This is a genomic window from Thermoplasma acidophilum DSM 1728 (genome assembly GCF_000195915.1).
Lineage (GTDB): Archaea > Thermoplasmatota > Thermoplasmata > Thermoplasmatales > Thermoplasmataceae > Thermoplasma > Thermoplasma acidophilum.
In genome coordinates this window covers 580,800-607,097 of record NC_002578.1, presented here as the reverse complement: position 1 = coordinate 607,097, position 26,298 = coordinate 580,800, and the positions used below count along the sequence as shown (strand labels likewise).

27 protein-coding genes are annotated in these 26,298 nt (G+C 46.0%); 9 read left to right on the top strand and 18 right to left on the bottom strand.

The window, feature by feature from the left end:
• The first annotated feature begins 216 nt into the window (after positions 1 to 216).
• From TA_RS02970 to pyrI, 3 genes are read left to right on the top strand one after another with little or no spacing between them, the layout of a single operon-like run.
• Positions 217 to 2,061 carry a magnesium chelatase subunit D family protein gene (locus tag TA_RS02970; protein WP_048161657.1) on the top strand — a complete coding sequence of 615 codons (1,845 nt, stop codon included), beginning with the start codon at positions 217 to 219 and terminating at the stop codon, positions 2,059 to 2,061.
• A 55-nt stretch (positions 2,062 to 2,116) separates the two neighbouring features.
• Complete coding sequence (gene pyrB / locus TA_RS02965; protein ID WP_010901000.1) at positions 2,117 to 3,034, top strand: aspartate carbamoyltransferase; 918 nt, start codon at positions 2,117 to 2,119, stop codon at positions 3,032 to 3,034.
• A 1-nt stretch (position 3,035) separates the two neighbouring features.
• Positions 3,036 to 3,491 (top strand): aspartate carbamoyltransferase regulatory subunit, encoded by a 456-nt coding sequence (gene pyrI / locus TA_RS02960; protein ID WP_010900999.1) that lies wholly within the window; start codon positions 3,036 to 3,038, stop codon positions 3,489 to 3,491.
• Here pyrI and TA_RS02955 read toward each other — a convergent pair.
• From TA_RS02955 to hemL, 3 genes are read right to left on the bottom strand one after another with little or no spacing between them, the layout of a single operon-like run.
• Complete coding sequence (locus TA_RS02955) at positions 3,488 to 4,165, bottom strand: uroporphyrinogen-III synthase (RefSeq protein WP_010900998.1); 678 nt, start codon at positions 4,163 to 4,165, stop codon at positions 3,488 to 3,490. The two genes, pyrI and TA_RS02955, sit on opposite strands and share 4 nt — an antisense overlap.
• On the bottom strand, positions 4,162 to 5,049 hold the full coding sequence (gene hemC / locus TA_RS02950; RefSeq protein ID WP_010900997.1) for a hydroxymethylbilane synthase: 888 nt from the start codon (positions 5,047 to 5,049) through the stop codon (positions 4,162 to 4,164). Before hemC ends, TA_RS02955 begins: the two co-directional genes overlap by 4 nt.
• The gene (gene hemL / locus TA_RS02945; protein WP_048161655.1) at positions 5,046 to 6,311 is read right to left on the bottom strand and encodes a glutamate-1-semialdehyde 2,1-aminomutase; all 1,266 of its coding nucleotides are present in this window, start codon (positions 6,309 to 6,311) and stop codon (positions 5,046 to 5,048) included. The genes hemC and hemL overlap by 4 nt, the downstream gene beginning before the upstream one ends.
• 206 nt (positions 6,312 to 6,517) lie before the next feature.
• Between hemL and TA_RS02940 the strand changes: the two genes are divergently transcribed.
• Complete coding sequence (locus tag TA_RS02940; protein WP_241761883.1) at positions 6,518 to 6,964, top strand: AAA family ATPase; 447 nt, start codon at positions 6,518 to 6,520, stop codon at positions 6,962 to 6,964.
• Between the two features lie 96 nt (positions 6,965 to 7,060).
• Positions 7,061 to 7,666, top strand: coding sequence for a CDP-alcohol phosphatidyltransferase family protein (locus TA_RS02935; RefSeq protein WP_048161652.1), 606 nt, complete (start codon positions 7,061 to 7,063; stop codon positions 7,664 to 7,666).
• Between the two features lie 7 nt (positions 7,667 to 7,673).
• Here TA_RS02935 and glmM read toward each other — a convergent pair whose 3' ends face one another.
• Positions 7,674 to 9,017 carry a phosphoglucosamine mutase gene (gene glmM, locus TA_RS02930; RefSeq protein ID WP_048161650.1) on the bottom strand — a complete coding sequence of 448 codons (1,344 nt, stop codon included), beginning with the start codon at positions 9,015 to 9,017 and terminating at the stop codon, positions 7,674 to 7,676.
• Between the two features lie 151 nt (positions 9,018 to 9,168).
• Between glmM and TA_RS07970 the strand changes: the two genes are divergently transcribed.
• The 3 genes from TA_RS07970 to TA_RS02920 are packed head-to-tail and all read left to right on the top strand — an operon-like array spanning position 9,169 to position 10,672.
• Entirely contained in the window at positions 9,169 to 9,336 is a 168-nt protein-coding gene (locus tag TA_RS07970) for a zinc finger domain-containing protein (protein ID WP_010900992.1), read from the top strand.
• Between the two features lie 5 nt (positions 9,337 to 9,341).
• Entirely contained in the window at positions 9,342 to 9,608 is a 267-nt protein-coding gene (locus TA_RS02925) for an elongation factor 1-beta (protein WP_048161648.1), read from the top strand.
• A 26-nt stretch (positions 9,609 to 9,634) separates the two neighbouring features.
• Positions 9,635 to 10,672 carry a glycosyltransferase gene (locus TA_RS02920; RefSeq protein WP_241761882.1) on the top strand — a complete coding sequence of 346 codons (1,038 nt, stop codon included), beginning with the start codon at positions 9,635 to 9,637 and terminating at the stop codon, positions 10,670 to 10,672.
• Between the two features lie 176 nt (positions 10,673 to 10,848).
• Here the strand turns inward: TA_RS02920 and TA_RS02915 are convergent, their stop codons facing one another.
• From TA_RS02915 to TA_RS02860, 12 genes are all read right to left on the bottom strand, one after another.
• A complete protein-coding gene (locus TA_RS02915; protein ID WP_010900989.1) occupies positions 10,849 to 12,045 on the bottom strand; it encodes an IS200/IS605 family accessory protein TnpB-related protein in 1,197 nt (398 codons plus the stop codon).
• A gap of 30 nt (positions 12,046 to 12,075) precedes the next feature.
• A complete protein-coding gene (locus TA_RS02910; RefSeq protein ID WP_010900988.1) occupies positions 12,076 to 12,627 on the bottom strand; it encodes an IS607 family transposase in 552 nt (183 codons plus the stop codon).
• Between the two features lie 66 nt (positions 12,628 to 12,693).
• A complete protein-coding gene (locus tag TA_RS02905; RefSeq protein WP_010900987.1) occupies positions 12,694 to 13,272 on the bottom strand; it encodes a site-2 protease family protein in 579 nt (192 codons plus the stop codon).
• Positions 13,259 to 16,861 carry a tetratricopeptide repeat protein gene (locus TA_RS02900; RefSeq protein ID WP_010900986.1) on the bottom strand — a complete coding sequence of 1,201 codons (3,603 nt, stop codon included), beginning with the start codon at positions 16,859 to 16,861 and terminating at the stop codon, positions 13,259 to 13,261. Before TA_RS02900 ends, TA_RS02905 begins: the two co-directional genes overlap by 14 nt.
• A 99-nt stretch (positions 16,862 to 16,960) precedes the next feature.
• The gene (locus TA_RS02895; RefSeq protein WP_010900985.1) at positions 16,961 to 18,616 is read right to left on the bottom strand and encodes a type II secretion system F family protein; all 1,656 of its coding nucleotides are present in this window, start codon (positions 18,614 to 18,616) and stop codon (positions 16,961 to 16,963) included.
• Positions 18,606 to 20,213 carry a type II/IV secretion system ATPase subunit gene (locus TA_RS02890; RefSeq protein WP_048161646.1) on the bottom strand — a complete coding sequence of 536 codons (1,608 nt, stop codon included), beginning with the start codon at positions 20,211 to 20,213 and terminating at the stop codon, positions 18,606 to 18,608. The genes TA_RS02895 and TA_RS02890 overlap by 11 nt, the downstream gene beginning before the upstream one ends.
• Before the next feature lie 5 nt (positions 20,214 to 20,218).
• A complete protein-coding gene (locus TA_RS02885; RefSeq protein ID WP_010900983.1) occupies positions 20,219 to 20,890 on the bottom strand; it encodes an ATPase domain-containing protein in 672 nt (223 codons plus the stop codon).
• Positions 20,891 to 20,894: 4 nt separating this feature from the next.
• Positions 20,895 to 21,338, bottom strand: coding sequence for a flagellar protein G (locus TA_RS02880; protein ID WP_010900982.1), 444 nt, complete (start codon positions 21,336 to 21,338; stop codon positions 20,895 to 20,897).
• Entirely contained in the window at positions 21,338 to 21,751 is a 414-nt protein-coding gene (locus tag TA_RS02875) for a flagellar protein F (RefSeq protein WP_048161642.1), read from the bottom strand. The genes TA_RS02880 and TA_RS02875 overlap by 1 nt, the downstream gene beginning before the upstream one ends.
• Positions 21,741 to 22,403 (bottom strand): FlaD/FlaE family flagellar protein, encoded by a 663-nt coding sequence (locus TA_RS02870; protein ID WP_048161639.1) that lies wholly within the window; start codon positions 22,401 to 22,403, stop codon positions 21,741 to 21,743. The genes TA_RS02875 and TA_RS02870 overlap by 11 nt, the downstream gene beginning before the upstream one ends.
• Positions 22,400 to 22,837 carry a flagella accessory protein C gene (locus tag TA_RS02865; protein ID WP_241761881.1) on the bottom strand — a complete coding sequence of 146 codons (438 nt, stop codon included), beginning with the start codon at positions 22,835 to 22,837 and terminating at the stop codon, positions 22,400 to 22,402. The genes TA_RS02870 and TA_RS02865 overlap by 4 nt, the downstream gene beginning before the upstream one ends.
• A 65-nt stretch (positions 22,838 to 22,902) precedes the next feature.
• Positions 22,903 to 23,646, bottom strand: coding sequence for a flagellin (locus tag TA_RS02860; protein ID WP_048161637.1), 744 nt, complete (start codon positions 23,644 to 23,646; stop codon positions 22,903 to 22,905).
• A gap of 122 nt (positions 23,647 to 23,768) precedes the next feature.
• Between TA_RS02860 and TA_RS02855 the strand changes: the two genes are divergently transcribed.
• Positions 23,769 to 24,269, top strand: a complete 501-nt coding sequence (locus TA_RS02855) for a gamma carbonic anhydrase family protein (RefSeq protein ID WP_048162289.1) — start codon at positions 23,769 to 23,771, stop codon at positions 24,267 to 24,269.
• Here TA_RS02855 and pheT read toward each other — a convergent pair.
• Both pheT and TA_RS02845 read right to left on the bottom strand, forming a co-directional pair.
• The gene (gene pheT, locus TA_RS02850; RefSeq protein ID WP_010900976.1) at positions 24,254 to 25,885 is read right to left on the bottom strand and encodes a phenylalanine--tRNA ligase subunit beta; all 1,632 of its coding nucleotides are present in this window, start codon (positions 25,883 to 25,885) and stop codon (positions 24,254 to 24,256) included. The two genes, TA_RS02855 and pheT, sit on opposite strands and share 16 nt — an antisense overlap.
• A gap of 22 nt (positions 25,886 to 25,907) precedes the next feature.
• Positions 25,908 to 26,264 (bottom strand): ribbon-helix-helix domain-containing protein, encoded by a 357-nt coding sequence (locus TA_RS02845; RefSeq protein WP_048161635.1) that lies wholly within the window; start codon positions 26,262 to 26,264, stop codon positions 25,908 to 25,910.
• Positions 26,265 to 26,298 lie beyond the last annotated feature (34 nt).

Genomic DNA, 26,298 nt, shown 5'->3' with positions numbered 1-26,298 from the left:
ATATTTTTTCAGTGAGTGGCATGCCACTGTTAATGACCTTCAATGGCGATTCAGATACGAAGGAAAGAGTACTCGAATTATTAAAGCGTTGATCAAATACCATTCCACTCTAAATCTGAAGAGTAATATAGATATAGAATGTGCGAATAGCATCGTATAGTTCATGCCAGGAGTCTGCCTGATGTTGAACGTTGTAATCTTGATCCGGTGTTTGTGATGGAAAAGGTTCTATTTCCTTTCAGTGCAGTGGTGGATGAAGATGACCTGAAGATGGCTCTCATACTGAACGCTATCGATCAGCGAATAGGTGGAGTGCTAATAATGGGGCCAAAGGGAGTGGCGAAGTCTACAATAGCAAGATCTTTGACCGATCTGCTTCCGGACATAGACGTTGTCAAGGACTGCCCCTTCAAGTGCGACCCCCACGATCCCTCATCGATGTGCGATGAATGCATAAAGAAGTATCGCGACGGTACCATCGTCTCCGAAAAGAGAAAGATCCCCTTTGTAAACATGCCTGTGACGGCAACGCTGGACAGAGTTGTAGGCAGTCTTGATATCAAGCGAGCAATAGATGAGGGCCTGCGCGCATTGCAGCCAGGTCTCCTTGCTGAGGCCAACCGCGGCATAATATACATAGATGAGGTCAACCTCCTGGATGATTCCGTCGTGGATTCCATCCTTGATTCTGCAGCTTCCGGTATAAATGTGGTGGAGAGAGAAGGAGTCAGCGTGACGCATCCTGCACGCTTCATACTGATTGGCACAATGAATCCAGAGGAGGGTGATCTCAGGCCCCAGCTTAAGGATCGCTTTGGGCTTTCCGTAACCGCTGTGCAGCCATCCGATCCTGAGGAGCTCATAGAGATATCAAACAGAGTCGAGGAGTTCGACAGGGATCCGGAAGCTTTCCGCAGGAAATATGAAAAGATCCAGAATGAGATAAGAAACAGGATAATGCGAGCAAGATCGCTGCTGCCATCCGTTGTAATCGATGAAGATCTGAAGCGTTTCATAGCCGAGGTTGTGATCAAATTGCAGGCTGGAAACAGGGCAATGATCACAGCGGTCAAAGCTTCCAAGGCGATCGCTGCATTCAATGGAAGAGATCGTGTGAACATTGATGACGTTAAGGAAGCGCTGAACCTTGTTCTGAAGCATCGTGTCAAGGACAGCGCGATGATCAGGGGCACAATAGAGAAGGAATCAAGGGATCTTTCCACGAGATCTGTTGAAGCCGGCCCACACAGCGGATACGAAGAAGGAAGCGAATCAAGCGGCAGAAGGGATATGAAGGCTGGAAACGGGAAGGACGAAGAAAAGGATGTAGAGGTATCAGCCGCGTTCGATGAAGAATCAAACAGAAGCGGGAGAACCGGAAATGCTGACATATTCCGGATACTGGATCAGAACCGGCCTGGGGATCATTTTGATTACAGGGCGAGCCTTGTCAACATGATAATGAACGGCCGCCGCAGGATGAAATATGAGGATCTGGCATTCGTATCATCCAGATCAAGGGCATCCATACCGGTGATACTTGCCGTTGACGCAAGCAGATCCATGGAAACCATGCACAGGATCGCCCTCGCAAGGGGCATCGCCCGATCATTCCTTCACTCCGCATACAGGATGCGTGTGAAACTTTCCTACATAACCTTCTATGGAACTGAGAGCCACCTCATGGTGGAGCCAACAAGAAATCTAGATCTGATCGATAGGGAAATATCAAGAACCGTTCCGCAGGGGAAGACGCCTATACCCGCTGCGCTGAAGATGATGTACGACATTTCGAGCAGGTACAGGCAGAGGACGGTATCGATAATGATAACAGACGGCCGTGCAAACGTGCCTCTTGGCAACGACGTAACCCATGATGTAAGAGAATGGTCCGCCAAGCTCGGAACCAGGAGCGATCTCTTCCTCATATCTTCAACCATGGGAAGCGAGAGATTCATGCCGTCTTACAACGAAGATATATGCAGGTATTCCGGTGGACAGCTTATAGAGATGGACGGAAATGGCCATATCGCTCTATACTCCGGCTACAGAAGATACTGAATTCATGTACGGGAAGTCAGGATAAGATTTTTAACCAGCCGTTTATGTCCAGTGGATGTTAAAGAACAGAAGCGTTGTATCAATCGAGGATGTGGACATCGATGACCTCAACGATCTCTTCGATCTTTCGGATTCAATGCTCAAGACAATCGAAAAGGGCGGAAGCACCGACCTTCTAAGGAACAGGATAATGGCCACGCTTTTCTACGAGCCGAGTACACGGACAAGGCTGTCGTTTGAGAGCGCTATGCACCGGCTAGGGGGATCTGTTATAACAGTATCGGACGTTAAAACCAGCTCAGTGGCCAAGGGTGAGACTCTTGCCGATACCATCCGAATGGCCTCATCGTATTCAGATATCATAGTTATAAGGCATCCGCTGGAGGGGGCTGCAAGGCTTGCATCTAAATTTGCAAACAAACCGGTGATCAACGCTGGGGACGGATCGGGTCAGCACCCAACACAGACAATACTCGACCTCTACACAATAAAGAGAGAAACCGGTTCGATCGATGGGAAGACCATAACCATGGTCGGAGATCTTCGCTATGGAAGGACCATTCACTCGCTTATAATAGCGCTGTCGAGGTTCGATGTGAGAATAAACCTTGTTAGCCCGCAGATACTCAAGCTCCCGGAATACGTGTTGACAAAGATAGGCGATCGCAGCCGTATAATGGAATACGACGATCTGTCAAAGGTGATTGAGGATACGGATGTACTGTACGTGACAAGGATACAGAAGGAGAGATTCAGCGATCAGAATGAATACCAGAGCGTTATAGGATCGTATTCCGTGGACAGGGATCTCGTTTCGAGAATGAAGAAAGATGCCATAATAATGCATCCGCTCCCTAGGATTGATGAGATAAAGCCCGAGGTCGATGAACTTCCGCAGGCCAGATATTTCAAGCAGGCCTATTACGGTGTTCCCGTACGTATGGCGCTGATATACCGTATTCTGGGTGATTGATATGGAGAAGACATTAAGGATATCCAAGATAAGGGATGGAACGGTCATAGACCATGTTCCGTCAGGAAAGGGCATACGTGTTATAGGTGTGCTGGGCGTGCACGAGGACGTCAATTACACGGTGAGCCTTGCAATACACGTACCGAGCAACAAGATGGGATTCAAAGATGTCATAAAGATAGAAAACCGATTCCTGGACAGGAACGAACTTGACATGATATCGCTGATAGCACCCAACGCCACGATCAGCATAATCAAGAACTATGAGATAAGCGAAAAATTCCAGGTGGAGCTTCCTTCGAGGCTCATCGGCGTGCTGAAATGCAAGAACCAGAACTGCATCACCAACACCCGCGAGCCTGTAGAATCTGAGTTCGAGATAGTCTCGAAGCACCCTCTTGTGATCAGGTGCGTCTACTGCGAGAGAACGATGGGTGAAAAGGACATTTTCACTTAAACCAAGCATAGGTATTTTTTTATTTTTTCAACCAGATCTACGAAATCCGAGTTGCCGGATATTGCTGGGTGAATTCCAGCCTCCTCTAGTGTCTTAGTTGTGACACTTCCGATCGAGTAAACCGGCTTTCCAGTGGCCTTTATTGCGGGCATGGCGATTTTAGCCTCCATTGATGATGTGACGATGATGCCCATGCATTCCTCTTTAGCCATGTATGGCGTGAGATCCACGTTGGTATTAACGGCTCTGTAATTCCTTAAATCTATGAAATCAACATGTCCCATGATCTTCTCGTTGACGATCTCGTTCGCGTTTGCGCTCCTTATGAGTGCTACCTTCCTGCCCGAGCAGTGTGAAATTATCATATCGGCGAGGCCCTCCGAATCCATCTTCTCTGGGTATTCGCAGTCGTATCCGTATTTGCGCACCTCCTCGCACGTGGACTTTCCTATCCCGAAGTATCTGAAATTTTTCACAGGCGCATTTTTGAAGAATAGGCGCACCCCGTAGGAGCTTGTGAACGCCACGCAATCTACGCCTGATCTGATGAGATCGGTGTAGTCGACTGGTATCGGCTCCAGTCTCGTAACTGGAACGTTCAGTATATCGAAACACGCCCCGCCGGTACGTTGGGCCTTCTCCTCCGGCCTTATGGACAGGACGAAGATCTTCATAGTTTATACCCGTACTCTTCAGGAAGATTCTCCCTGATGTAGGAGACTATGCCGTCCACGTCATCCAACCCGTCCACATGCTGGTCAAACATCATCATGTCCGAGCCATCCATGGCGAAGAACTGTGCCAGAATACGCATACCCTTTCCGGTATGTCTGCTGAGGATTCCCACAGGTGTGGAACATCCAAGTTTGAGGCCCTGCGTTATCGATCGCTCAGCCATCATATCATCGTACGTATCCGCATCGTTTATGCTGGAAAGCACCTCTGATGCCTTAGATCCGTCTTCGGACACTACGGCGATTATTCCCTGATTCGGTGCCGGGACAAACTTCTCAGGATCGAAGGGCCAGTACCTCAGGTTCAGTTCAAGACGATCTATGGCCGCAAGCGCCATAACTATGCCGGCCATCCCCTCAGACCGCATCTTCTCGATCCTTGTATCTACATTTCCCCTTATGTTCGATACCTTGACATCCTTTCTCTGGTAAAGGATCTGGTACCTGCGCCTCAGGCTCGATGTTCCGATAACCGATCCAGGAGGCAGCTTTGACAGTGGATTTTCAGAGACAAGCGCATCCTCGAACCTTCCACGAGGCATAACAGCGGAGATCCTGAGCCTCCTGTCAATTTCATACGGTATGTCCTTCGCACTGTGCACGGCTGCATCAATATCGCCAGAGAGTATCAGAGAATTGAGCCTTTCCACGAACACACCGGTCTTTCCAATGGAATACAGGGGCGATTTCAGGTCAGAATCTCCTTCGGATCTGTATTTCACTATTTCTACTTCATATCCTGCATGCCGGATCGCGGAGGCCACGATCTCGGCCTGTCTCACGGCAAGCCTGCTTGGCCTCGTGCCTATCCTTATGGTGATCATTTGGCAGCCTCGCCTACGGAGAGATCGAAGGCCTCTATGGTCTTCGATATATCATCATCCGAGTGCGCAAAGCTGACAAAGTTTGTCTCAAACTGTGATGGCGGAACGTATACGCCGTGATTCATCAGCCTCTTGAATATCCTGAAGTAGAGATCCCTGTCGGCTTTCATCACCTCATCGTAGTTCTTGGCACTCTCTGCGAAGAAGAACTGGAACATGCTTCTGTATCCATTCACCACGTGCCTGATTTTGCGTTTTGCTAGTATATCATCGATGCCGTTCATCAGCTTCTCCGTCCTCCTGACCAGGGAAGCGTAGTCCATGCCCTGAAGCTTTTTCAATGCGGCGAAGCCCGCCGCCATGGTAACTGGATTCCCAGAAAAGGTACCGCTCTGGTAGACATCGCCAGACGGCGATACTTTCTTCATTATATCCGCCGATCCGCCAAAGAGCCCTATGGGCATGCCGCCGCCTATTATCTTCCCCATGGTGGTCAGATCCGGTCTTATTCCTATTATATCCTGATATGGTGAAAAGGCGAAGCGGTAACCGGTTATGACCTCGTCGAATATGAGCAGGGATCCGTTCTTCTGTGTTATATCCCTTAAAAATTCAAGGAATCCAGGTTCCGGGGTTATGACCCCGGCGTTGCCCATGATAGGCTCCGTTATCACAGCAGCGATCCTGCTGCCGTACTGGCTGAATATGTTTCTTATATTCGCCTCGTCGTTGTACCTTCCAACGACGACCGTTCTGGCAACCTCCTCTGGGACGCCAGGTGATGATGGAGATCCAAACGTCAGCGTCCCGCTTCCTGATCTTATTAAAGAATAATCATGGGCGCCATGAAATCCACCTTCCATCTTCACTATTATGCTTCTCCCTGTATAGGCCCTGGCAAGGCGTATCGCGTGCATGGTCGCCTCGGTTCCAGAATTTGTAAATCTCATCATCTCTATGTTCTTTGACGATCTTCTTATGATATCCCCAAGCCTGATCTCGGCCTCGGACGGCGCACCGTAGATGAGGCCTTTTTCGGCCTGATCCCTGACTGCGCGGACGACATCCGGATCGGCGTGCCCAAGTATGGATGGGCCGTAGGCCAGGCAGTAATCTATGTATTCATTTCCGTCCACATCGTATATCCTTGATCCGGACGCATTATCAACGTAGAATGGATAATCCTTAAAGTATCTTACAGGTGAATTCACACCCATCGGGAAGAGGGAAGATCCTCTCTGAAAAAGATCCTTTGAACCCATAGCCTGCCATTGCAACTATGGATTTAACCAATTTGGAATCTATCCTGAAAATGCGATCAGATCGGCAGAATACCATCTCTTCATAATACAATTACGGAAGCAAAATTCCTTTAACGTGTTGCAATATCCTGAGGCCAGTTCGATGATCATGTTTGAATGGCCTTAAAAGAGGTTTTCCAGTCATGAAGGAACAAATTGGAGGAAAATTGATCTGCATCAGCGGCATCCCTGGAACTGGGAAAAGCACAATATGCAACTTGTTGAATGATCTTGGATACACCTGCGTTGAGGGCAACGCATTGGCGGTAAAATATGGATGCCTTTCAGGCGATGAGGTTGATGTGGACTGCCTTTCGGATCGCATGCGGTCGGATAACTTTAAGGGAATAGTGGCCGCGCATTACGCCCATCTGCTGCCATGCAACATCGTTATAATACTCGAGGCCGATGAATCTGCATTGAGGCAGAGAATGATGGATCGGGGGTATTCTCCAGAGAAGATCGATGAGAATCTGGATGCGCAAAGATCTGATACAATATATGCAGAGAGCCTTGAACGGCTTCCAGCAAACAGAATTTTCAGAATAAGAAATGCTGACCTGAACGTGGCACTTTCCGACATTCTGAGGATAATCGGTGGAAGAAACGGCTGATCACATAGCCCTGGCAATTAGCTTATCAATGAAGTGAGCTTCGATAATCAGGAAATAATATATCTATCTCCATGTTCATGGATAGGCCGTGCGAAAATGCTGGACTCTTACAGAAATAAGGTCGATGGCATATTGACTCCGATTTCAAAGGCGTTCATCGGGTGGAGCCCGAATAGCATATCACTTCTCTCGCTGATCCTTGCGGGCCTCGGTGGCCTGTCCTATTATCTCGGTTATCCATACGTAACGCTTGTAATGGTCGTATTCTCGGCCTTGTTCGATGCCGTTGATGGCAAGGTCGCCAGGATAAAGGGATCTTCATCAAAGCTCGGTGATTTCATAGACCACAGCTTTGATCGCTTTGCAGATATCTTTCTCATACTTGGCTTTGCATTCAGCAGATTCGGCAACATTTATCTTGGAGTATTCGCACTTATAGGCGTTCTTATGACGAGTTACCTTGGCACCCAGGCCCAAGCTCTGGGTCTCAACCGCTTGTACGCCGGAATAATGGGCCGTGCCGACAGGCTTGTTATAATGATCGTATTGATTATTGTGCAGATATTTGTGGGAACCTTCTACAGGCTTCCAACCATCGACGTTACGCCGACCAACATCCTGCTCCTGGTGTTTGGCCTCTTCGGAACTGCAACGGTGATACAGAGATTCATAATCATATACAGAAGACTGTCAAAAAACTAGGATGGGATCATCCCAATTTTTCCTGCAGATCCCTTATCTTCGCCACGTACTGATCGGCATATTTTTTTGCCATGGCCATATCCGTGGATTCTGCATACACCCTTAGTATTTTTTCTGTACCAGATGGCCTTATGAGTATCCACCCATCATCCTTTATGATCTTTATGCCATCTGTAGTATCCACCTTCTCCCCCTTTCGAAGCTCTCTCTCCAGCAAGCCCCAGTCCACAGTCCGTTCTATCTGTCTCTTCTCCAAGAAATACGGTGGAAGTTCACGTATCAGTTCTGATATCTTCCTGTTGCTCCTGGCCATAAGATCCAGCATCAGTGAGAGTGTCATCGCGCCGTCCCTGCAGTACTGATGTTTTCCGTAGATGACGCCTCCGTTTTCCTCGCCTCCTATAACAGCACCGTTCTGTATCATCGTCCTTGCAACTATCGGCGCACCGACCTTCGTCCGTATGATCGTGGCGCCTATTGCCGAACACACATCTGATATGGTGTCCGATGAGCTGACTGGTGTAACAACTATATCGCTGGCAGAGGCGAAGTTTTTTACCAGGAGGGCCAGGCTCTTATCACCGTCTATGAAGTTTCCCCTTTCATCTATGAACACAACCCTGTCAGCATCGCCATCGTGGGCTATTCCAAGATCAAAATTTCCATTCGCCATGAGCGCCATGAGTTCTTTGAGGTTTTCGGGCTTCGGCTCTGCATTCCTCGAAGTGAATCTGCCATCAGGGTTGGCATTGAGCGTAACGACGCTGCATCCTAACTTTTCCAGGAGCTTAGGAGTGGAGGCATAGGCCGCGCCATTCCCTGTATCAACAAGCACTCTGAATCTTCTTTCTTTTATTCTCCTGACATCAACCTTTGATAAAACGCCATCTATGTACTGATCGATGGCATCGCTCACGTATCTTATCCTGCCTACGTCCTCCCACCTGACCATGTTGAACGATCCGGTGCTGTATATGTTTTCTATCTTTTCCTCAGAGGGGCGTTCTATCTCAGTGCCATCCCTATCTATTACCTTTATCCCATTGTACTGCGGCGGATTGTGCGACGCGGTTATCATAACTCCGTACAGTGCATGGTTCTTGCAGTAGTACTGAAGTGCAGGCGTGGGAAGTATGCCAAGATCTATTATATTGTGGCCTGTGGCCATGAGGCCAGCCAGAACGGAAGAGGCTATCATATCGCCGCTGATCCGTGTATCCCTTCCGACGGCAACGTCGCCAGATACGAACATGCCTATGCTCTTCCCAACCCGGATCGCAAAATCAACGGTGAGATCATCGTTTGGTATACCCCTTATTCCATTGGTACCGAATAGCCTCTGATCTGCCATGATCAAGAATAGCGTCATCGTCTATAAAATGATTGGGAAATTTCCGTATCTTTATCCTGTTAATCTCTCCGATATTTCCGAATATTGGCAAGGATCTTAAAGGCCAGCGGAAGCTAACGTAACCTAATATACGAGAATGTTATCTGCGAGTATGGTATATAAGGAGACCTGTACATCATGCGGTGTTGGGCTAATAGATGAAGGTTATTCAGTGTTTCTATGCCCCAACTGCGGAAACGAGGTAATAGGAAGATGCAAGACATGCAGAGAGCATTCTACGCCATATGTCTGTGATAACTGTGGATTTCAGGGGCCGTGATCCAGATGGGAGATGTCTTGGTTACTCTCAAGATCCTACCAAAGGACACCGATGCAGATATCAAATCAATAGAGGATCAGGTTAAGAGGAATATAGAGGGCCTCTGCTCCATAAACAGGATGGATGAGGTGGATATAGGCTTCGGACTCAAATATATAAAGCTGGAGATAATCGTTCAGGACAAGGAAGGGGAGATCGATAGGGTAGAGAACAGCATATCAAGCATAGAAGGCGTGGGCGAGATAAGCACCGAGAACGTTTCCCTTATATGAATCTGATCCTCTTAATTTTCATATTTTTGCTCACCCTAATAGCATTTGGTTTTTCCTACATTGGTATTTATAAAGATCGGGACGATACTTGTGAAAAGGATCCTTCTGCTAGGATTCTGGTCATAATACCGTGCAGAGGTGTCGATTACGGGTTAGAGGACAACCTGAGATCCATAGTGGACCAGAATATTGCAGCGGATTACTTGGCAGTCGTGGATGATGAATCTGATCCGGCCATCGAGTACATAAAGAAGGTTGGAATCCCGTACATCGTTTCCAACTACAGATGCACTACGTGCAGCGGCAAGGTCAGAGCAATATCCACCGCCATAAATTTGAAACATGACTACGATGTATACGTTATAGCAGATTCAGACATCAGGGCTAAGAGGGACTGGCTCAAACATCTGGTATGTCCGTTATCCGAAGGTGATGTTGGTATTTCAACAACATTCCCCTATTTTTACCCTGTGGGCGGCTTGCCTTCAAGGGTCAAGGCCGTATGGGGAACGGTGGGGCAGTCTCTGATGGAGTCAAAGATGACGCGATTCGGCTGGGGAGGATCCCTTGCCTTCAAGCGCACGCTGCTCGATGCCCACATGCAGTTCTTTGCGGAAAGCGTCTCTGATGATTCAGCTCTGACGGCTATCTGCAAGTCAGAGGGGCTGCGAATAGCCTATGTGAGGGATTCCAGGCCTGCAGTGTACAGCCCTGAAACTTTTCCCCAGTTCTGGGAATGGTCAAACAGGCAGACAGCATTATCCATAAGCGCGTCGCCAAAGGTATTCCGCTATGGTGTGATATTCTATTCTCTAGACATATTCCTCTTCTTCTCCGCACTGGTTTTGTCCCTAAGAAACCCAATCTTCGTTTATCTGTTCATACCCAAACTGATAGGCATCTACAGGATGTACGATAGAACAGTCCTGAAATGGCCTTCCTTTGCCATAATATTCCTAGCTCTCCCATTCATATACCTGGGAAATCTCGTCATTGCTAGAAAGATGAAGCATATTGTGTGGCGTGGAAACAGGTATGAACTGCAGAGATTTGTGGAGAAATGATGCCCGCAGCATATTGAAATGATTATGGGAAATGGAAACCATGAATTTTTAACAATTTCAAAAAATTAGCTGATATAAAAACAACACATGGAAGATAAGAATCCGTTCTCAGGATATTATGCATTGTTGTGCATCTCCCTCTTGCAGGCGTTGGAATCCTCGATAACAACCTGATCTTAACGGTACAGGTAGTTATCCTTCATCGAATCCCAAGAGGCACTGCCACTCACGGAAAACGGGGTACCGCAAAGGTGCAATCCTCTGACAGCGATCGACAGCGATGACAATCGATCCCTGTCAAAGGTGGCACCACAGTTATCACACTTGGACATCTTCCAGATTGGGTGCTCCAATATTCCACCACATACAGGACATTCCGAAGAAGTCCCCTCTGGATCTACATATAGCGTTTCATTCTTGGATTTATACTCCACGAACATTTGGAACAGCCTGTACGGCCATCTGTTGATATCTGTTCTGAACCTTTTAGAACTCTGGCCATCCCTTTTATGATCTTTATGCTTTTTTCCCTTCTTCTTTATATTCGTAAGATCCTCAAACACGAAGGTCTTATCTTCATTATTTTTGACTATGTTCGTGGTCAATTTCTGCAGTTTGTCCCTAACGATGTTGCGTTGCCTATGTTTTGCCTCCTTAAGCTTTCTGATCCTTTTAGCTGGATTTCTAATATGCTTCTGTATCTTCCTCCTCTTCCTCTCGTAATCCCTTTGAGTCTTTGCTATATCGTATGTATCTATAGAATCGACATAGGCTATTCTGTTGTCCTTTATCACCGTATAATCAACCGATTTAAAGTTCAAGTCAAAGCCTATTATGTTGTTTGCGATCACCGGCTTATCATCGCTTCCTGTTATGAACGTGATGTATACCCTGTTGTCCGTCAATAACACCTCGGATATAGGATATTTGGAGTATTCGCTGTATTTTTTGTTCCTATCAACGATATCAACGTATTCGTACACATTCGGCCTTATTGTTATCCTCAATCTATTATCCTCGATCTTCGCTAGCTCGGAATCTATTCTCATGGCCAGTCTTTTTGCTTTAACAACCTTCAATCTACCATTGTTCTTCTTGTACGACCTCAACATCGCTATCGCTGTCCTGCATACAGGATTTATGTGGTGCTTTGCATATGCTACGTTATTATCATAGTAATCTTTTAGCGATCTCCTCAGCGTGATGGGAGACGGCAGACTATCATCGTTTGATCTTGCTATTGAATATGCATTAAGTATTGCCCTATTTATTAAATCCCTCATATCCTTTAGATATTTTAGAATCGTATCGCTTGGTGTGTATCCGAACATTATAGTTCTTTTCTCGCCCCTGGACCTCCATGGATGGCTCATTCCTTCACCGCCTTCAATATATTCTTCATCTTATGTGATCTGAGACCGTAGAGCCTCGCTGAAAATGAAGTTATTATGGATATCAAAATCCTTAGTTAATTCTTCATTGGCTGATGATACTTCTTCGCCGTCCACCTCTATGATTTTTGTATTATGTATCTTACACACCTCTTCAATCAAATCAAAGCCAAATCTTGCCAACCTGTCTTTATGTGTGATGTATATGTTATTTATCTTATTGCCCTCGATCAGCTTCAATAATTCAAGGAATCCTTTCCTGTTGAATTTAAGACCTGATTTTATATCGCTGAATACCTGTGCGTCTTTGTATAACGATTTCAATCTGTTTATCTGATTGTGAAGATCGTTCTTCTGATCGTTGGAAGATACACGTGCATATATTGCATCTATTCTGTTGTTTTTAATTCCTAATATTCTGTTGATTTCCTCCTCTGGGACTCTTCTAAAATTATTTGACAACCTTATGCAGTGTATTTTTCCCTCACGGTCCCATCTCCTCAGAGTGGTTGCATCTATCTGCAATATATCACATGCTTCCCTGATTGTGTATACTTTACTCATATTTATATAGCAATATATAGCTATACATAAATATTTCAATTGACAGTTTGAACCCTTGTTATAATATCAGAATACGAAGAGAACTACAAATACGAGGGCTATAACGACAGAAACTATATAAACGTACAGATCCCATGAAAATACCTTGTATCCATCGAGCGGCGGTATAGGCAGAAGGTTGAAGAAACCAAACCAGAAATTCATCTCCGCTACATACCTGAATATTGCTATAGCTACAGGTATCAGTGTGAACAACGATATGGCGTAGAACAGAATGCCAAGGAAGATATTCATGGCCGGCCCGGCCAGTGATGTTTTGCCGATCTGATCCCTGCGATATATGCCCCCTATGTTGACTGCTCCCGGTGCTGCGAATATGAAGCCAAGAAGCGAGGTTATCAGGGCAAGCAGCAACCCGAGGGGCCACATCTTGAAGTAGGCTATTCCACCGTAAGACCTAGCAACGTACCTGTGGGCAAGTTCGTGCATGAGGAAAGCTGTCACCGCAACAAGAAAGGAAACTGCAAGTATGAAAAAAGGGCCATACGGTGATCTAAATCTGTTTGCTATGGCAAAGGCTGCCGTCAGGGCTATCACCGATACGGCTATGTCCTTCTCTTCGTTCGAAACGTCATGTCTGTACATTCTGATACCCTCTCTCTTTCATCCTCTTCATCAGGTCGACGACTGCGGCAGCGGTTCCTATGCCAACACCGTATCTCCTGATGATCTCGATCTCGTTTTCAGGAACTCCATCCCTCATGGCAGTATCGGCTATTCGCCTTATTTCATCTGTTTCGGCATGGTCTCCTTTTATTGCCCTGCGCATGTAAACGTAGATGTTCTTTGCCATAACAGGATCTCTGGGATCGAGATGGCCGAATATGGTATGGATGTATATTTCATCTGCGGATCTTATCTTCTCTTTTTCTGCAATTTTCTTTATGACCATTGCGGAGATATTCTCGAGATCTTTTGTATCCGGTGATCCTATGTATTTATCCTCTTCGAAGAACGCCTTTATATCGTTGGCGAAGTCCTCGGGAACGTCTGCCTTAGAAACCATTTCACCTATGGATAGTTTTCTGCCCTGCTTGAATTCCACGGCGAGTATTCTTGATGCGTATTTAGAAAGCCTGTCGATGTATCTCTTCTCATTTATGGCCTGCATCAGCGAAGTCCTCACGCTATCGGGCAGGCTATAGCTAGAGAGGATCTCCTCGGCCTGATCTGCTTCATCATCAGCGAGATACGACCTGACAACAAATGGGATTATGTTTGAATCTGCATCCTTTCTTTTCCTGAACATCTTTATTATCTGGTCATACTTCTTCATATCGTACATTATGCCGTAGATCCTTCGGTAAACCTCTATACAGCTATTTCCGCTGCATCTAGATGCAAGTTCCTCTGCAACCTGCAGCGATCTTTCGTTCTCCCCTGTTATCCTCAAAAGGTCCACATACGAAAGGCCTGCGTCCATATCTCCGTAATTCTCATAGAGGTATGATGCTATTCTGATGGCATCCTCATACCTACCCTCATTTTTGAATTTATCCATTATTATCTTTCCAGCCACAAGATCGCCAGTTTCCTCATAGTATTTAAGAAACGCCTCTTTGATGTTATCGTATGACCAACCGGATCTTGCTATGTACTTTATGTCCTCCGGCGATTTTTCCTCCTTTGAGTTCAGATACTCAACGATCTTGTCAGTCTTTCCCATCCTGAGATAGAACTTGATCGTCACCGGTATAACCGATGGGAGCCTTGATATTATATCGTCAGCTTCAGCGTAATTGCCTGTTTCGATCAGACAGTCTACGTATTCTGGGAACTGGACTGGATTTGCCCCCCTGCTTATGATCGCCCTGTAAACCGCTATTGCATCCTCGAAGTCTCTCCTTCTGTAGAATGAGTGGGCTGCCTCCCGGAGATCCTCGATGTTCTGGAATTTGTCCAGGTGATGCATCAGAAACTCTGCAGCAGAGTCCTCGCTGATGCTTCTTAGTATGGTGAAATGGGCCTGAATGTCCCCATCATCCGTTGAATCCTTGATGATCGAAGCTGATATATTGAGCGCGTCTTCCTTTTTCCCTGATCTGAAGAGATGGTCCCTTTCCAGCCTCATCACTTCAAGGCTCTGTATATTCTTTTCATGGAGCAGTGATATTATTCCGGACATCAATTCATGGTTATCAAGGTATTTTTCACGCAATATCTTGAAAGGTATTGCGTTTCTGTCAAGTTCGAGTATCGACGCGACATCATCAACGACAGAATCTTCGTCTATGGTTATGGAAAGAAGGTAAAAATCAATGTTTGAAAATGATTCCTTTGCCCTGCGGATCAGTTTTATGGCATCCTTTGTACGGTTCATTACGTACATCAGCCTGGCGTACTCGTAATCTAGAAACGGATCCTCCTTTGTGCCTTCGTACCTTTCTATGATCTTGTACGCTTCATCATAAAGGCCGGCCGTTATGAACGTGTCTATCGCAGGGTACAGGTATCTTGGATGATCCTCAAATATTTTCACATTCTCCTTACTGTAAATACCCTGCATAGAGATCATTATATCGTAGACCTCTTCGAGGCATTTCGTGGACAGTGCCACCTTTATCTTGTCCGGAACGGTATGCATCTTCCTGAATACTGCTTCTGCGGCTACGAAGGCCATGGCCTTGGAGCATGATTTTGTTGCGTAGTCCAGTATGTAATCGACCCCACGAATTTCAATCCCGAACAGTCTATCAACCGATAACCTGGAATATGTGTTCTCCAATCCGGAGGATATGAGCATCTGAACCTCTTCCTTTTTCCTAACCGAGAACAGTATCGAATCGACAAAGAATGGATCGTCGAGTATTTCCCGATGATCCCTTATCATGCTCACGGCATCGTCCATGTAGCCCATGTACACATAGGAGGCAGCGGCCATTCCCCGGTATTTTTCCTTCAAAGCATCATCCTGCAGCGATTCGTATATATTGAGTATATCTTCGTAGTTCCTCCGGCCGAAGAAGTAATCCATTACAAATTTCAGCGATTCATCGTCTGGCTTTATCCTGATGAGGTTCTGATAGGCCTGAAGTGCCTCGCCCACGTTGCCTATCTCCTTCATCGCAGCTGCGTAGGCCTTTATTATATCGATATTATCGGGAAATTTGGCAAGTGCTTCCTTCAGAAGGTTGACCGATCCCGAGACATCGCCGGAATCCTTTATCAGGCCGGACATTCTTATGTAATCCTCAGGCCTGAAGCTTTCTCTGTTGACGTGGTTCAGCGTTTCGGCATATTCCTTTGTCCGCCCGTGATTGTAAAGGATGTCCATCATCTCATAAACCGCTTCCCTGTTTTCAGGATGATAATTGCACACATCCCTGTAAAAATCCAGGCTCTCGTTTATCCTTCCCAGGGCGTATAGGGATCTTGCCATGATCAGCTTCAGATCCTCGCTGTCTGGATTCAGCTTCAGCCCTCTTTCGGCGATCTGCCTAGCCTTCTCGTACTTGCCCAGATCGAGTGCTGTGCGAGCCAGAATTGCAGAGGAATCTGCATTTTCCACCCGTTCCGGTTCTGCAAGTTCTACGGCATAGATCACGGATTCGCTGTCTTCCACCCGCTTTCCACATTCTATTAACTTGGTTATGTATCTTTCAGAGTATTCGTAGGCGAGTACGTGCCTCAGGAAGCTGATCACCGCCCTGCAGTCATTGTGCTTTTCATAGTTATCTATTATAATGTCCGTTGTTGAATCATCTCTATCACGTTCAGCGTATTTGGCAGCTATTCTGTCATCATACCTGCCGCACTTCGATAGGAAGATTGCAACTGTATCGTATTTCTCAAGGTGATCCGCGCTGGATATGACAAGGTTGACTATATTTTCAACCTCGCAGAAGTATGGGTCTGAAGTGACAAAACGGATAACGTCCAGATAATTTCCGGTGCTGTAATTCTCGAGCACCTTCGATTCAGCTATGCTCTTATTTCCGGGCGATATCATCTCTAGATACGGTATCATTTCACGTATCTGATCGCTGTCCGATACATTCCTCACCAGAACCGAAATGAAAGGATCAACATCGTTCCTGTCTATCTGGGTAAGATCCATCGTTTTTAGATCCTGTATCAGGTCAGCTATCTTACTCTTCTTTTTATCTGGATCCTTCTCCGTGATGATAGCATTCATCTTCATCATGAGAGCCTTCGTCAATTTGGGATCCGCCATCCTTTCAATAATAGTTCAATATATATAAAAAATTGTACCGATCGTGTTATTCTTCCTGCCTCAGCCTTGCATTCCCTCTAACTAATTCTGATGGCAGGTTCAAACGGTTGATGACAGTAGGATAGTTGTTATCTGAAGGGTGCCGTATACCACAAAGGAAACTATCCATATCATCAAGACAGTATGGTGGAGGCCGTTTACTATGCGCCCACCGTCGGAAACCTTCAGAGAAATGCCACCTATGAATGAGTGAACGAAGAGGATTATCATCAGAAAGATTTCGATCAGGTATACGGACGAAGATGGCGGTGCGAGGAATATTCCTGTCACGCCCAGGGCCGAAAGGTTGAAGCCTGAAAATATCCCGTCTATTATCTTTAGAATACCGAATGATATGGCGAGCGAGAAGGCAAGCCCTGCAGTTATGCCGTACATTATGCCTACAAAACTTGTGACGGATGAGTGCTTTCTCTTTCTTAGGCCTACGATCTTTTCGAAGTTTTCCGATACTACCATTCCGCTCTTGAGTGCGTCCGCGCCGAGATCTATACTTTCTGCATAGGTTTCAGAGTAGATCTCTATTAAATGCGAACCAGTGTCTGCGGAAAACATCTTCCAAGCCTTCAGCGAATTTATCCTGTAAAGAAGCCTCTTGTAAAGCTTATTTATGTCCTTTGACAGTATGCCGAAGTCATGCATCACTATTGCCTTGAGGGCATCGATCAGGAGATTCCCCATGGCTGAAGCCGAACCTGAAAGAGACCTTATGAAACTGCCGTACATCTCATCCTTCTTCTGCACCTCTCTTTCCATCTTTGATCCCAGATAGCTTGGATATGCTATCGGGCTAATCATTATTGCAAATGTGAAATAAAATGGCATTCTGTACATCAATTTCGTCACATCAAGGATTATGAACAGGATCATCGAGATGGTTATGGCTATGAGAAAGAGGTTTCTCATCTTTATATCCGTATCGGTCTTTATCCCTGTCTTGTGCCATAGAGGATCCTTGGGCAGAACAATGCTTATTCCGTACACAAGCATGAATTCACCCAGCGCCACCATCAGCAGGCTGAGGCTGAGCACAACGGTTATGTTGATCGGTATGAGTATTGGCATTATCATTATGAAGGTTATGAGAAATGCAAAGGAGAGAAGGAGTGAGACATAGATATCCCTGTAAAGATCGAAGCTGTAAAGTGCCGAGGTATAGGCAGTCTCGAAGCTGCTCATGGTGCTGAACACTTCGGTTCTAGCAAATTCCTGTATGTCCTGGCCGCTATCTATGGCATGCCCAAACCTTGTCAGGAAGTCTGAGAATATATCGCTCGGCGTCCTCTTCGCAACAAAGCTCATGGCCTCGGCAAGGCCCATGCCCCAGTTCCTGACAAGATTCAGTATCTTTTCCAGTTCCTTTCTCAGGTATCCCAGCTTCTCCTTCTTCGATAGTATGTCCAGAACTTCAATGATGTTGGCATCGCTGGTGGCAAGTGATGAGAACGCAGTAATGAAGAACGGTATATTCGAATTGATGTCGTTCTTCCTGTTGTCCCTGTCGATGATCGGCTTCAGAAAGAAAAATGCGGCGCCGAGCGCAAGCATGACAAAGAGAAGCAGTATAACAGTCTTCTTCGTCATGTAATAAATGAGATAGAACATTATTGAAAGTACGGCCGATCCTGCTATTATGGATAGATCCGTCTTCGAATAGTTTATGCCGATCCAGAAGCCTCTCTTGACCTTAGTATCCATTGGCTAACGCCCCCTCGTAGAACTCCTTTATCTTCTCATAGACCTGGTAATAATCCAAGATCTTCTGATCGGCAAGATCCTTCAGTATCCTGGCCCTGCGAAACAGCTCGTTGTATATCAGGCTTGTATCCACCAGGCCAGCCGTCTTTGCTATCTTCTCCTCCAAGATGTAGGAATTGTTCATTCCTCTGAACATATGCCTGTCCGTTGAAGGATCCCATTCAAACACTGCTCTTGTGGCAACACCGCCAAGATCTTCGTAATAGCCCTCTATTTCATTGATGCTGGTTGTTCTCCTCAGGAATTTGCCTCCGACGTATACGGCCTGCTGAATCAGCACTATGTTAAGGTTATCCATGAACGTGACCGGTATGTTTATCGGGTTGCCGGTGAACCTCTGTATCATCTTCTTCACCGATGAGGCGTGGAACGTGGATATCACTGGGTGACCGGTCTGCATAGCCTGGAAGGCCATAGCACCCTCAGCGCCCCTAATCTCTCCCACTATTATGTAGTTAGGCCTCGATCTCAGGGCCGTCCTGAGAAGATCGTAAAGAGTTACGCGGCTCTCCTCAGCACCGCTTTCCCTTGTCACCAACTGCTGCCAGGCTTTCTGTGGTGCCCTGATCTCCGGCGTATCCTCCGCGCTGAATATCTTCGATTCCGGCCTTATGAACGGGATTATTGCGTTTACGACTGTTGTCTTTCCGCTGGCCGTTTCTCCGCAGACAAAGACGCTCTGGCCATACTCAAGGGCAAGCCAGAGGTATGCGGCCTCCTCATAGGACATCGTGTTGTACTTGATCAGGTTCAGGATGCTCAGCGGTATCTCGGAGAACTTTCTTATTGTAAAACTTGGCCCTCTTTGTGATATGTCCGTGCTGTATACGATTGACAGCCTCGATCCGTCAGGAAGCGTTGCGTCAACGATTGGCCGCTTGTCGCTGACTGGCCTTCCCACACGCTCGGAAAGCCTCTTGCTGAACCTCATCAGCCTCTCCATGCTGCCAAAGGTTATGTCCGTGGGCATTGAACCGAATATCTTGTGAACTATGTAAACATCCTCAGGACCGATGCCGCTTATATCCTCTATGTGCGAATCCCTTATGAGGGGTTCCAGAGGCCCGAGGCCTATTATCTCCTTCTTGACGTTGTACAGCATCTTGTCATAGAGGGGTTTCTCAAGTGTAACGCTGTTCCTTTTTATCTTGTTTGAACCAACGGAAACGGTCTTCTTATAGACGTCCTCTATGTTCTTCTCCTGCTCTTCCTCATTCTCCGCAGGAGGATAATCAGATGCCCTGCTCATGATTATGTCAAGTATGGCATCCATGAACTCGAATTCGTCATCTTTCAGCAAAGGCTCTATGGGCTTGTACCTCCTTTCCTTTCCACGCTCGTAGATATGTATGAATATCGGATCGCCAACCGGATATATCACGTCCACATGGGCAAGGCTCTTCAGGGAGCTGTCTATGTTTACGAGGAAAGAAGGACTCCTGCCCGTTTCATTCCTGTATTTTGAAAGATATTCTGCCAGATGAGGATTCCTCGCTATTGCAACCTCGTAGCTGTCAGAAACAACTCCCTTCTCCATAATGATCACGACACGCTGGATATCTCAACGATTAGGCCTCTTCCGGGTTCAACCCTGAACGGTATGCTCTGCTGTATAGATCTGACTACCATTGGATATTTGACCAAATCGATGAAATGCCTCTTCACTCCTCCAAGCTCCTTCGAGTGAAGCGTAACTATGGTTGTGGAGAGCTGATTGATACGCAGAACGGTTGCATCGTCCAGGCTTGCTTGGTTCGCTGTTATTATTACAACCCTGTTTTCAGAGAATTTCCTGAGCTTCTCCATGTACGAATTGATCTCGAAGTCCCTGAACATACCAGGATTCAACGAATCTATTATGAGTACGCTCTTCTCCTTTATCCGATCGTTGTTGATGAGTTCGTCAAGATTTGCCCTGCGTGTTCTTCTGAGCATGAAGACGGGCGTTATGTACAGCATCGATCCGGATATGACTGAGTTCAGCACAGGGTAACCCAGGGCATCGGAGAATGATATAAATTCCCTTACTGGCATCTGTGATGAAACGTAGGTTATTGATATTCCATTCTTTAGAAATCCATAGGCAAGCCTGAGCGAAAGCAGCGTCTTTCCTTCGCTGTTATCACCAAATATGGTGAACAGCTGGCCAACGTATACGCCGCCGCCCATCCTCTTATCAAGCTCATCGCCATCAATCTTGAAGCTGAAGAACATCTAATTACACCTCAAATTCCAGCTGGTGAGATACGCCGCTGGACAGGGAAACGGTTATGCTGTTGTATCCGCTCAGTGTTTCATTTACCACTATTTCTCCGACCTGGCCTGGGTAGAGAACGCCGGTATTTCCTGGGGTCTCAAACTGAACGTACGATCCCGTGACTATATTGCCGTTTATGAGTACGGTTACAGATGTATTGGTCAGGGTAAAGGCCACGCTTCCCGTATTCTTTATGTAAAATACATAACCACCATTATAAGGTATTTGTGTAGGATTGTTTATTATCGCGAAGTTCTGCTGTATCATCTCAGAGGTTTTCTGCGAAGATGTCTGCATGCCGTCCACAAGATGGAACGTCTGATCAGACAGCACAGCCACCGCCGACGCGGTTATGAGCAATGTTACGATGAAGAAGACCAGTTCCGATACTGCTGTCGAAGCCATCAGGACACCACCTCCCTGAATATCTCATAGCCATCAGGCATCACTATTTCCAGCGAGTACGTTCCTGCAGGTTCCTTAAACGAAATGGAAACGGCCTGCAGTGGAAAGAGATATGGACCTGAAACGTTGAATTTAACCATCGTCCCATTGATCAGGACGTTGGCCATGCTCATGTTGAAGACCTGACTCCCATTGTTTGTCAGGTTGACGATGAATAATGATGAACTTGAATTATAATAATAACCAGTTATCGAAACATGCGTATTTTCTAAATCGTATATGCTTTTAACAAGCTTCTGGTTCGCATTTGCGATGTTTTCATTGGATTGAACATATGAAGTGTAAACGATTCCAAAAAATATAAGAGTAGACGAGAGCATTATTACCGCCGCCACTGTATAGCTAAATCCCATACAGCTCGTCAACTCCCTTTCTTATGGTTCTAAACTCCCTTTCGAGCGCCTCGATGAGATCCCTGTTGATCTCCTCACCTCTCAGCTTCTCTATGAACAGCATGTTTATGATGTGATCCTGTATCGATGGCTTTATCTTGTATTCCTGGGCAGGATTCATAACTCCTGTCATCTTTGCATACTTCATCATCTGTTCTTTCACTGTGGCTGAAATCCAGCCCAAACTTTCGTAATAGTCAAGGACATCCAGCGTGTTCTCAGGACCATAGTTGTCCAGCAGGAATTCGAGCCATCTCAATGATACCATTATCGATACCACATCATCTCCGATGACCTCCAGCTTTGCTTTTTTCTTTGGCTTCTCTACTGGCGCCTGCTGCTGAGCGGGCTCCGGCTGTTTTGCTGACATCACTTTTTCTATGTCCGATATTTCCTTGAATATCGAATCTATCTTTCCGATCAGCGAGTTCTCCTTTGTCTGTTCGTATCGCTTGAGCAGGTTCGAGACCAGGTCGTCTATGTCACTTTTACCGAACTGGATTGGGGAAGATATTATCTTCTGCTTCAGTTCTTCAAGCGCGAAACCGGGCACAGATTTCCTGGCGCCCTCCAGCTTTTCCTCCAGGTACGGTTTCAATGAGTCGTTGATCATTTTTTCTCCTCCATTTGTATGAACTGGTCTATGTCAGGTACGCCATACAGTTCTCTGAGATCCTTTATAGCGGCTTCCACCAATTGTTTTACATTGTTCACCTGTTCCGCCAGAGTGTCCGTTATTCCCCGTATCTCCTCCGGCGTCTTGTCCATGAATGGATTGAAATCGCGTGAAACCAGTTCGTAGAGTGAGACGACCATCTTAACATTCTCCTTTATTCCTTCAAGTTCGTTCTTTATGTCGTTAAGAGTCTTTTTCTGGCCTTCCATCTCTCCGCTCAATTTTCCCAAATCATTCTCGATCTTGGTCATCCTCTCGTTCATTGCGTCTATGACCTTGGGATCTATTCCATTGGTCACATGTATGGCCTGTACCTGTTTCTGGTCATCGCTGGTCTGCTGAGGGTTTTCTGTGGCCTCCTTCTTAACCATTTTTTTTACATTATCCAAGAGACCCATAGCTGTCACTAAAAATATAATACAGCTTCAATTTATACTTATTGAAGCTGTATCACATCCGATACGAAGGACTCTGGCGCCGTAAACTGTATCACACCCGGAGATCCAACTGGAGCCTGGACCTGGCCTGACACTGCCTGACCCTCGGTTATTCCGCCGAACACTGCGCTCACGTTAACCAGCAGATCAACCTGATCCTGGTATGATATCACTGGATACTGTGCAGTTAATGAGTTTGTCGGGTCGCTGAGTACGAGTATGGCAAAGTGTTTTGATCCGTTGGAAACGCCATTTATCGTGTTGAAGTATGATGCATTGAAGACGTTATTGGTACCTCCAACCGCAGAGTTAAAGCCGTATACATTCTTAGGACTTGTTGCATTACCTATGTTTTCAAGACCAACATACGTTAGAGAAGCTGCGACGCCATGGTATGTCATTGAAATCGTTACGTTTGCCAGGTTTATCGACGAACTGCCGGCGGTGACGGTTATCTGTATGGCTAGCCATTTAATTATACCGTGTGTAGGATAGGTTGCATTCGAGTCCAGTCCGTAAATGCTGGTAACCTGAATACCTGTAGATACCTGCTGTGTCGTCTGCGAGCCCGTGCTCGTTGCCTTCTGTTGCAGAGTTCCTGCGGTGTGTATTAGGACAGTAGCAGCCACTGCAGCCACGAGAACCATGGCTATAAAAACAATCAGTGTGCCTATCCCAGTTTCAGCCTTGTTATCTGCCTTAAGGCTGAACACCTTTCGCACTTTCCTTAAGAGCTTATTCATCTAGCACCTCATCCCTTCGATCAGCGGTATAAATATACTCCTTTTTTGCAGAGAACGCCGTATACTGTTATGTAGGTGATACGGGCTGCAGAAGTCTAAAAAAGATGAAACCATATCTGATTATGAAAATAGGAAAAAACGTATACATTGCTGAAACAGCGGTCATAATAGGTGATGTTGAGATAGGTGACAATGTATCGATCTTTGATGGTGCAGTTATAAGGGCAGATATGGATTCGATCAAGATCGGCGACAACACCAATGTGCAGGACAATGTAACGATACACACCGATACAGGATTCCCAACAAAGATAGGCAGCAACGTATCGATAGGGCACAATGCAGTCGTGCATGGATGTACCGTTGATGACTACGTGCTGATAGGCATGGGTGCAATACTGATGAATGGATCGCATATAAGAACAGGTTCCATAGTTGGCGCAGGCGCTTTGGTTACCCAGAATTTTGAATCCGAAGAATATTCTTTGATACTTGGAGTCCCCGCCAAGGTCACCAGAATAAATAAGGAACAGATGGCCTATGTGAAGGCCAATGCAGAGGACTACCTAAAGCTGAAGGATCTGCACATGAGCGGAAGGCTTGAACGCTATAGGCCCAAGTGATCCATATTTGCAATAAAAATTTCGTCAAGATCTATCTCAAAGAATGAAACTGGAACAGCCAGTGAAAACCGCTCTAGGAAAGCTGGATGTATCTCACCTATAACCCCGATGATCTTTTCACCAATCTTTATGGAACCGGATCTACCGTCTATGGATCCGTAGATCATCTGCGGTACTATCACTGGGTTTTCGCTTGTAAATCTTGCAAGAAACCCCTGCATGTATGATTTCGCTGTGGAAAACTCAGATCTGGTATCGGCTATAACGCATGACAGCGCAGTTCTCTGCTTTCCACCAACTATCTTATCCCCTATCTCGAATATCCTCTGTGGAAGGCTGTGTTTCTTGTTCCTGGCTATGAGATCCAGTAGATCCGGATAAATCTTGTCCCTTATCACCGAGTAATCTTCACTTTTCGGATTCTGTATCCTGACCCCTCCGGTGTATTCCTGCAGATATGACGCAGGCGAAAGAACGAAGGTCATTACCTCCTGAAAACCAAGCCCAATCATAGTATCACGTGCAAGGTCTTTGACTTTATTCATGAAGAGCGGTTCTCCAAACTTACCTATGAAGATCTGCTTCTCCTCTATGTTTTCTATTCCCTTAGACTTTAATATATCTTCTATTATGTCCGCCTCGCCCATCACATCCACGCGATACCCTGGTACGTACACCGCAATCTCAGGATACCCTGGTTCTGCAACATAACCCATCCTCCTCAAATGCGTTATGGTTTCCTCGCTATCCATCTTCTCGCCAAGATATCTCTCTATGCTTCGTCTTGCAGGCCTCATGATTCGGAAGTCGAATGCCCTTATGATCTCAGTTTCGCGTGATGGCAGGCCGTCAATTGATGGTGTCCTGATCCTGTACTTCAAACTGGAGAAAAAGTTTGACATAAGATGGTGCGCAAACTTTACAGAATTGAGATCCGTTCCAGTTATATCCACGAAGAATTTTTTTGTCCCTTCATCGATTCTTGATCTGTAGCTGTTGACTATTGGCGGGAGCGATAGTATGTTTCCTTCGTTATCCGTTATAGCCACGGACCTTCCAGTGCCAGGCAGAAGGCGGCCATACGCTATGCCCTTTTCATGGTTTTTGATGATCCAATCGACGGTTCCTTCCATTCCATCGTAGGTTTGCATCCTTTGGTTCCTGCTCACTGTCGTATAATGTATGCTGTCTCCAGTTTTCTCCAAATCATGTATGCCTATTGCCATCTTCGACCTGTCCTTTCCTATGGAAGCATGAAGGATCTCCTGATAATTTATCAGCTCATCGAAGTGGACGCCAATGGATGATCCTTCGGCGATCAGCGCCGAAAAATATGGCCTGATATCTCTCACGCCCTTGGATACCGTTACTTTCACCGCATCATCCCTTATTTGCGGCTTTCGTATCTCTACTTCACCGTAGAAGAATATCTTTATCTGTTTCATGAGGGTGGGAAAAGAGAAAAGATCAGGCCTGTCAGGATTGAACTCTATCTTTAATTCCTCGTCATGATCCACCGAATAACCTATAATACTTGAATAACGGAGTATAAGATCAACTATCTCTCTTCCATACCTCCCCTCAAGCTCCTTCAGCGGAGCCCTTATTACAACCATCGAGGAGAGTTAGACAAGGAGTTTATTTAATATTTTCTTCGTGAACTATTTTCTTTATTGTTTCCCGCACGGTTAATCCATTGATCCTATCAAGTATGAGCGAAGAGAACTCATCTAGGCTAAGGTTTACGGGTTTCGTTGAGTCCTTTCCGAGTTTCTCGATCAGGTTCTTCGGTACCATTATCTGTACCGGTAGGAAGTCACTGTTAACGCCACGGGATTCAAGCAATGCCGAGACGGCCTTTCTGACTAGATCAGAAACGCTCTCATATTCGTCCCTGTTTACAAGGTCTTCCATCTCTTCGACCATCGATCTGGATAGCCTGACCGTGACTCTCTTTTCATCGTTCAACCTATCTTTACCTCCTATGTCTGACATAGACAATAATCGAATATAAATTTTTGCAATTGCA

Coding starts and splice junctions, on each gene's coding strand:
- TA_RS02905 (WP_010900987.1), bottom strand. CDS start 13,272: ATGTACAGACATGACGTTTCGAACGAAGAGAAGGACATAGCCGTATCG.
- TA_RS02895 (WP_010900985.1), bottom strand. CDS start 18,616: ATGGATACTAAGGTCAAGAGAGGCTTCTGGATCGGCATAAACTATTCG.
- TA_RS02955 (WP_010900998.1), bottom strand. CDS start 4,165: ATGAAGATCTTCGTCCTGTCCATAAGGCCGGAGGAGAAGGCCCAACGT.
- TA_RS02890 (WP_048161646.1), bottom strand. CDS start 20,213: ATGGAGAAGGGAGTTGTTTCTGACAGCTACGAGGTTGCAATAGCGAGG.
- TA_RS02860 (WP_048161637.1), bottom strand. CDS start 23,646: ATGAATAAGCTCTTAAGGAAAGTGCGAAAGGTGTTCAGCCTTAAGGCA.
- TA_RS02865 (WP_241761881.1), bottom strand. CDS start 22,837: ATGGTTAAGAAGGAGGCCACAGAAAACCCTCAGCAGACCAGCGATGAC.
- TA_RS02845 (WP_048161635.1), bottom strand. CDS start 26,264: ATGTCAGACATAGGAGGTAAAGATAGGTTGAACGATGAAAAGAGAGTC.
- pyrI (WP_010900999.1), top strand. CDS start 3,036: ATGGAGAAGACATTAAGGATATCCAAGATAAGGGATGGAACGGTCATA.
- pheT (WP_010900976.1), bottom strand. CDS start 25,885: ATGGTTGTAATAAGGGCTCCGCTGAAGGAGCTTGAGGGGAGGTATGGA.
- TA_RS07970 (WP_010900992.1), top strand. CDS start 9,169: ATGGTATATAAGGAGACCTGTACATCATGCGGTGTTGGGCTAATAGAT.
- TA_RS02970 (WP_048161657.1), top strand. CDS start 217: ATGGAAAAGGTTCTATTTCCTTTCAGTGCAGTGGTGGATGAAGATGAC.
- TA_RS02885 (WP_010900983.1), bottom strand. CDS start 20,890: ATGTTCTTCAGCTTCAAGATTGATGGCGATGAGCTTGATAAGAGGATG.
- pyrB (WP_010901000.1), top strand. CDS start 2,117: ATGTTAAAGAACAGAAGCGTTGTATCAATCGAGGATGTGGACATCGAT.
- TA_RS02925 (WP_048161648.1), top strand. CDS start 9,342: ATGGGAGATGTCTTGGTTACTCTCAAGATCCTACCAAAGGACACCGAT.
- hemL (WP_048161655.1), bottom strand. CDS start 6,311: ATGGGTTCAAAGGATCTTTTTCAGAGAGGATCTTCCCTCTTCCCGATG.
- TA_RS02915 (WP_010900989.1), bottom strand. CDS start 12,045: ATGAGCCATCCATGGAGGTCCAGGGGCGAGAAAAGAACTATAATGTTC.
- TA_RS02935 (WP_048161652.1), top strand. CDS start 7,061: ATGCTGGACTCTTACAGAAATAAGGTCGATGGCATATTGACTCCGATT.
- TA_RS02875 (WP_048161642.1), bottom strand. CDS start 21,751: ATGGGATTTAGCTATACAGTGGCGGCGGTAATAATGCTCTCGTCTACT.
- TA_RS02880 (WP_010900982.1), bottom strand. CDS start 21,338: ATGGCTTCGACAGCAGTATCGGAACTGGTCTTCTTCATCGTAACATTG.
- hemC (WP_010900997.1), bottom strand. CDS start 5,049: ATGATCACCATAAGGATAGGCACGAGGCCAAGCAGGCTTGCCGTGAGA.
- TA_RS02900 (WP_010900986.1), bottom strand. CDS start 16,861: ATGGCGGATCCCAAATTGACGAAGGCTCTCATGATGAAGATGAATGCT.
- TA_RS02870 (WP_048161639.1), bottom strand. CDS start 22,403: ATGATCAACGACTCATTGAAACCGTACCTGGAGGAAAAGCTGGAGGGC.
- TA_RS02855 (WP_048162289.1), top strand. CDS start 23,769: ATGAAAATAGGAAAAAACGTATACATTGCTGAAACAGCGGTCATAATA.
- glmM (WP_048161650.1), bottom strand. CDS start 9,017: ATGGCAGATCAGAGGCTATTCGGTACCAATGGAATAAGGGGTATACCA.
- TA_RS02910 (WP_010900988.1), bottom strand. CDS start 12,627: ATGAGTAAAGTATACACAATCAGGGAAGCATGTGATATATTGCAGATA.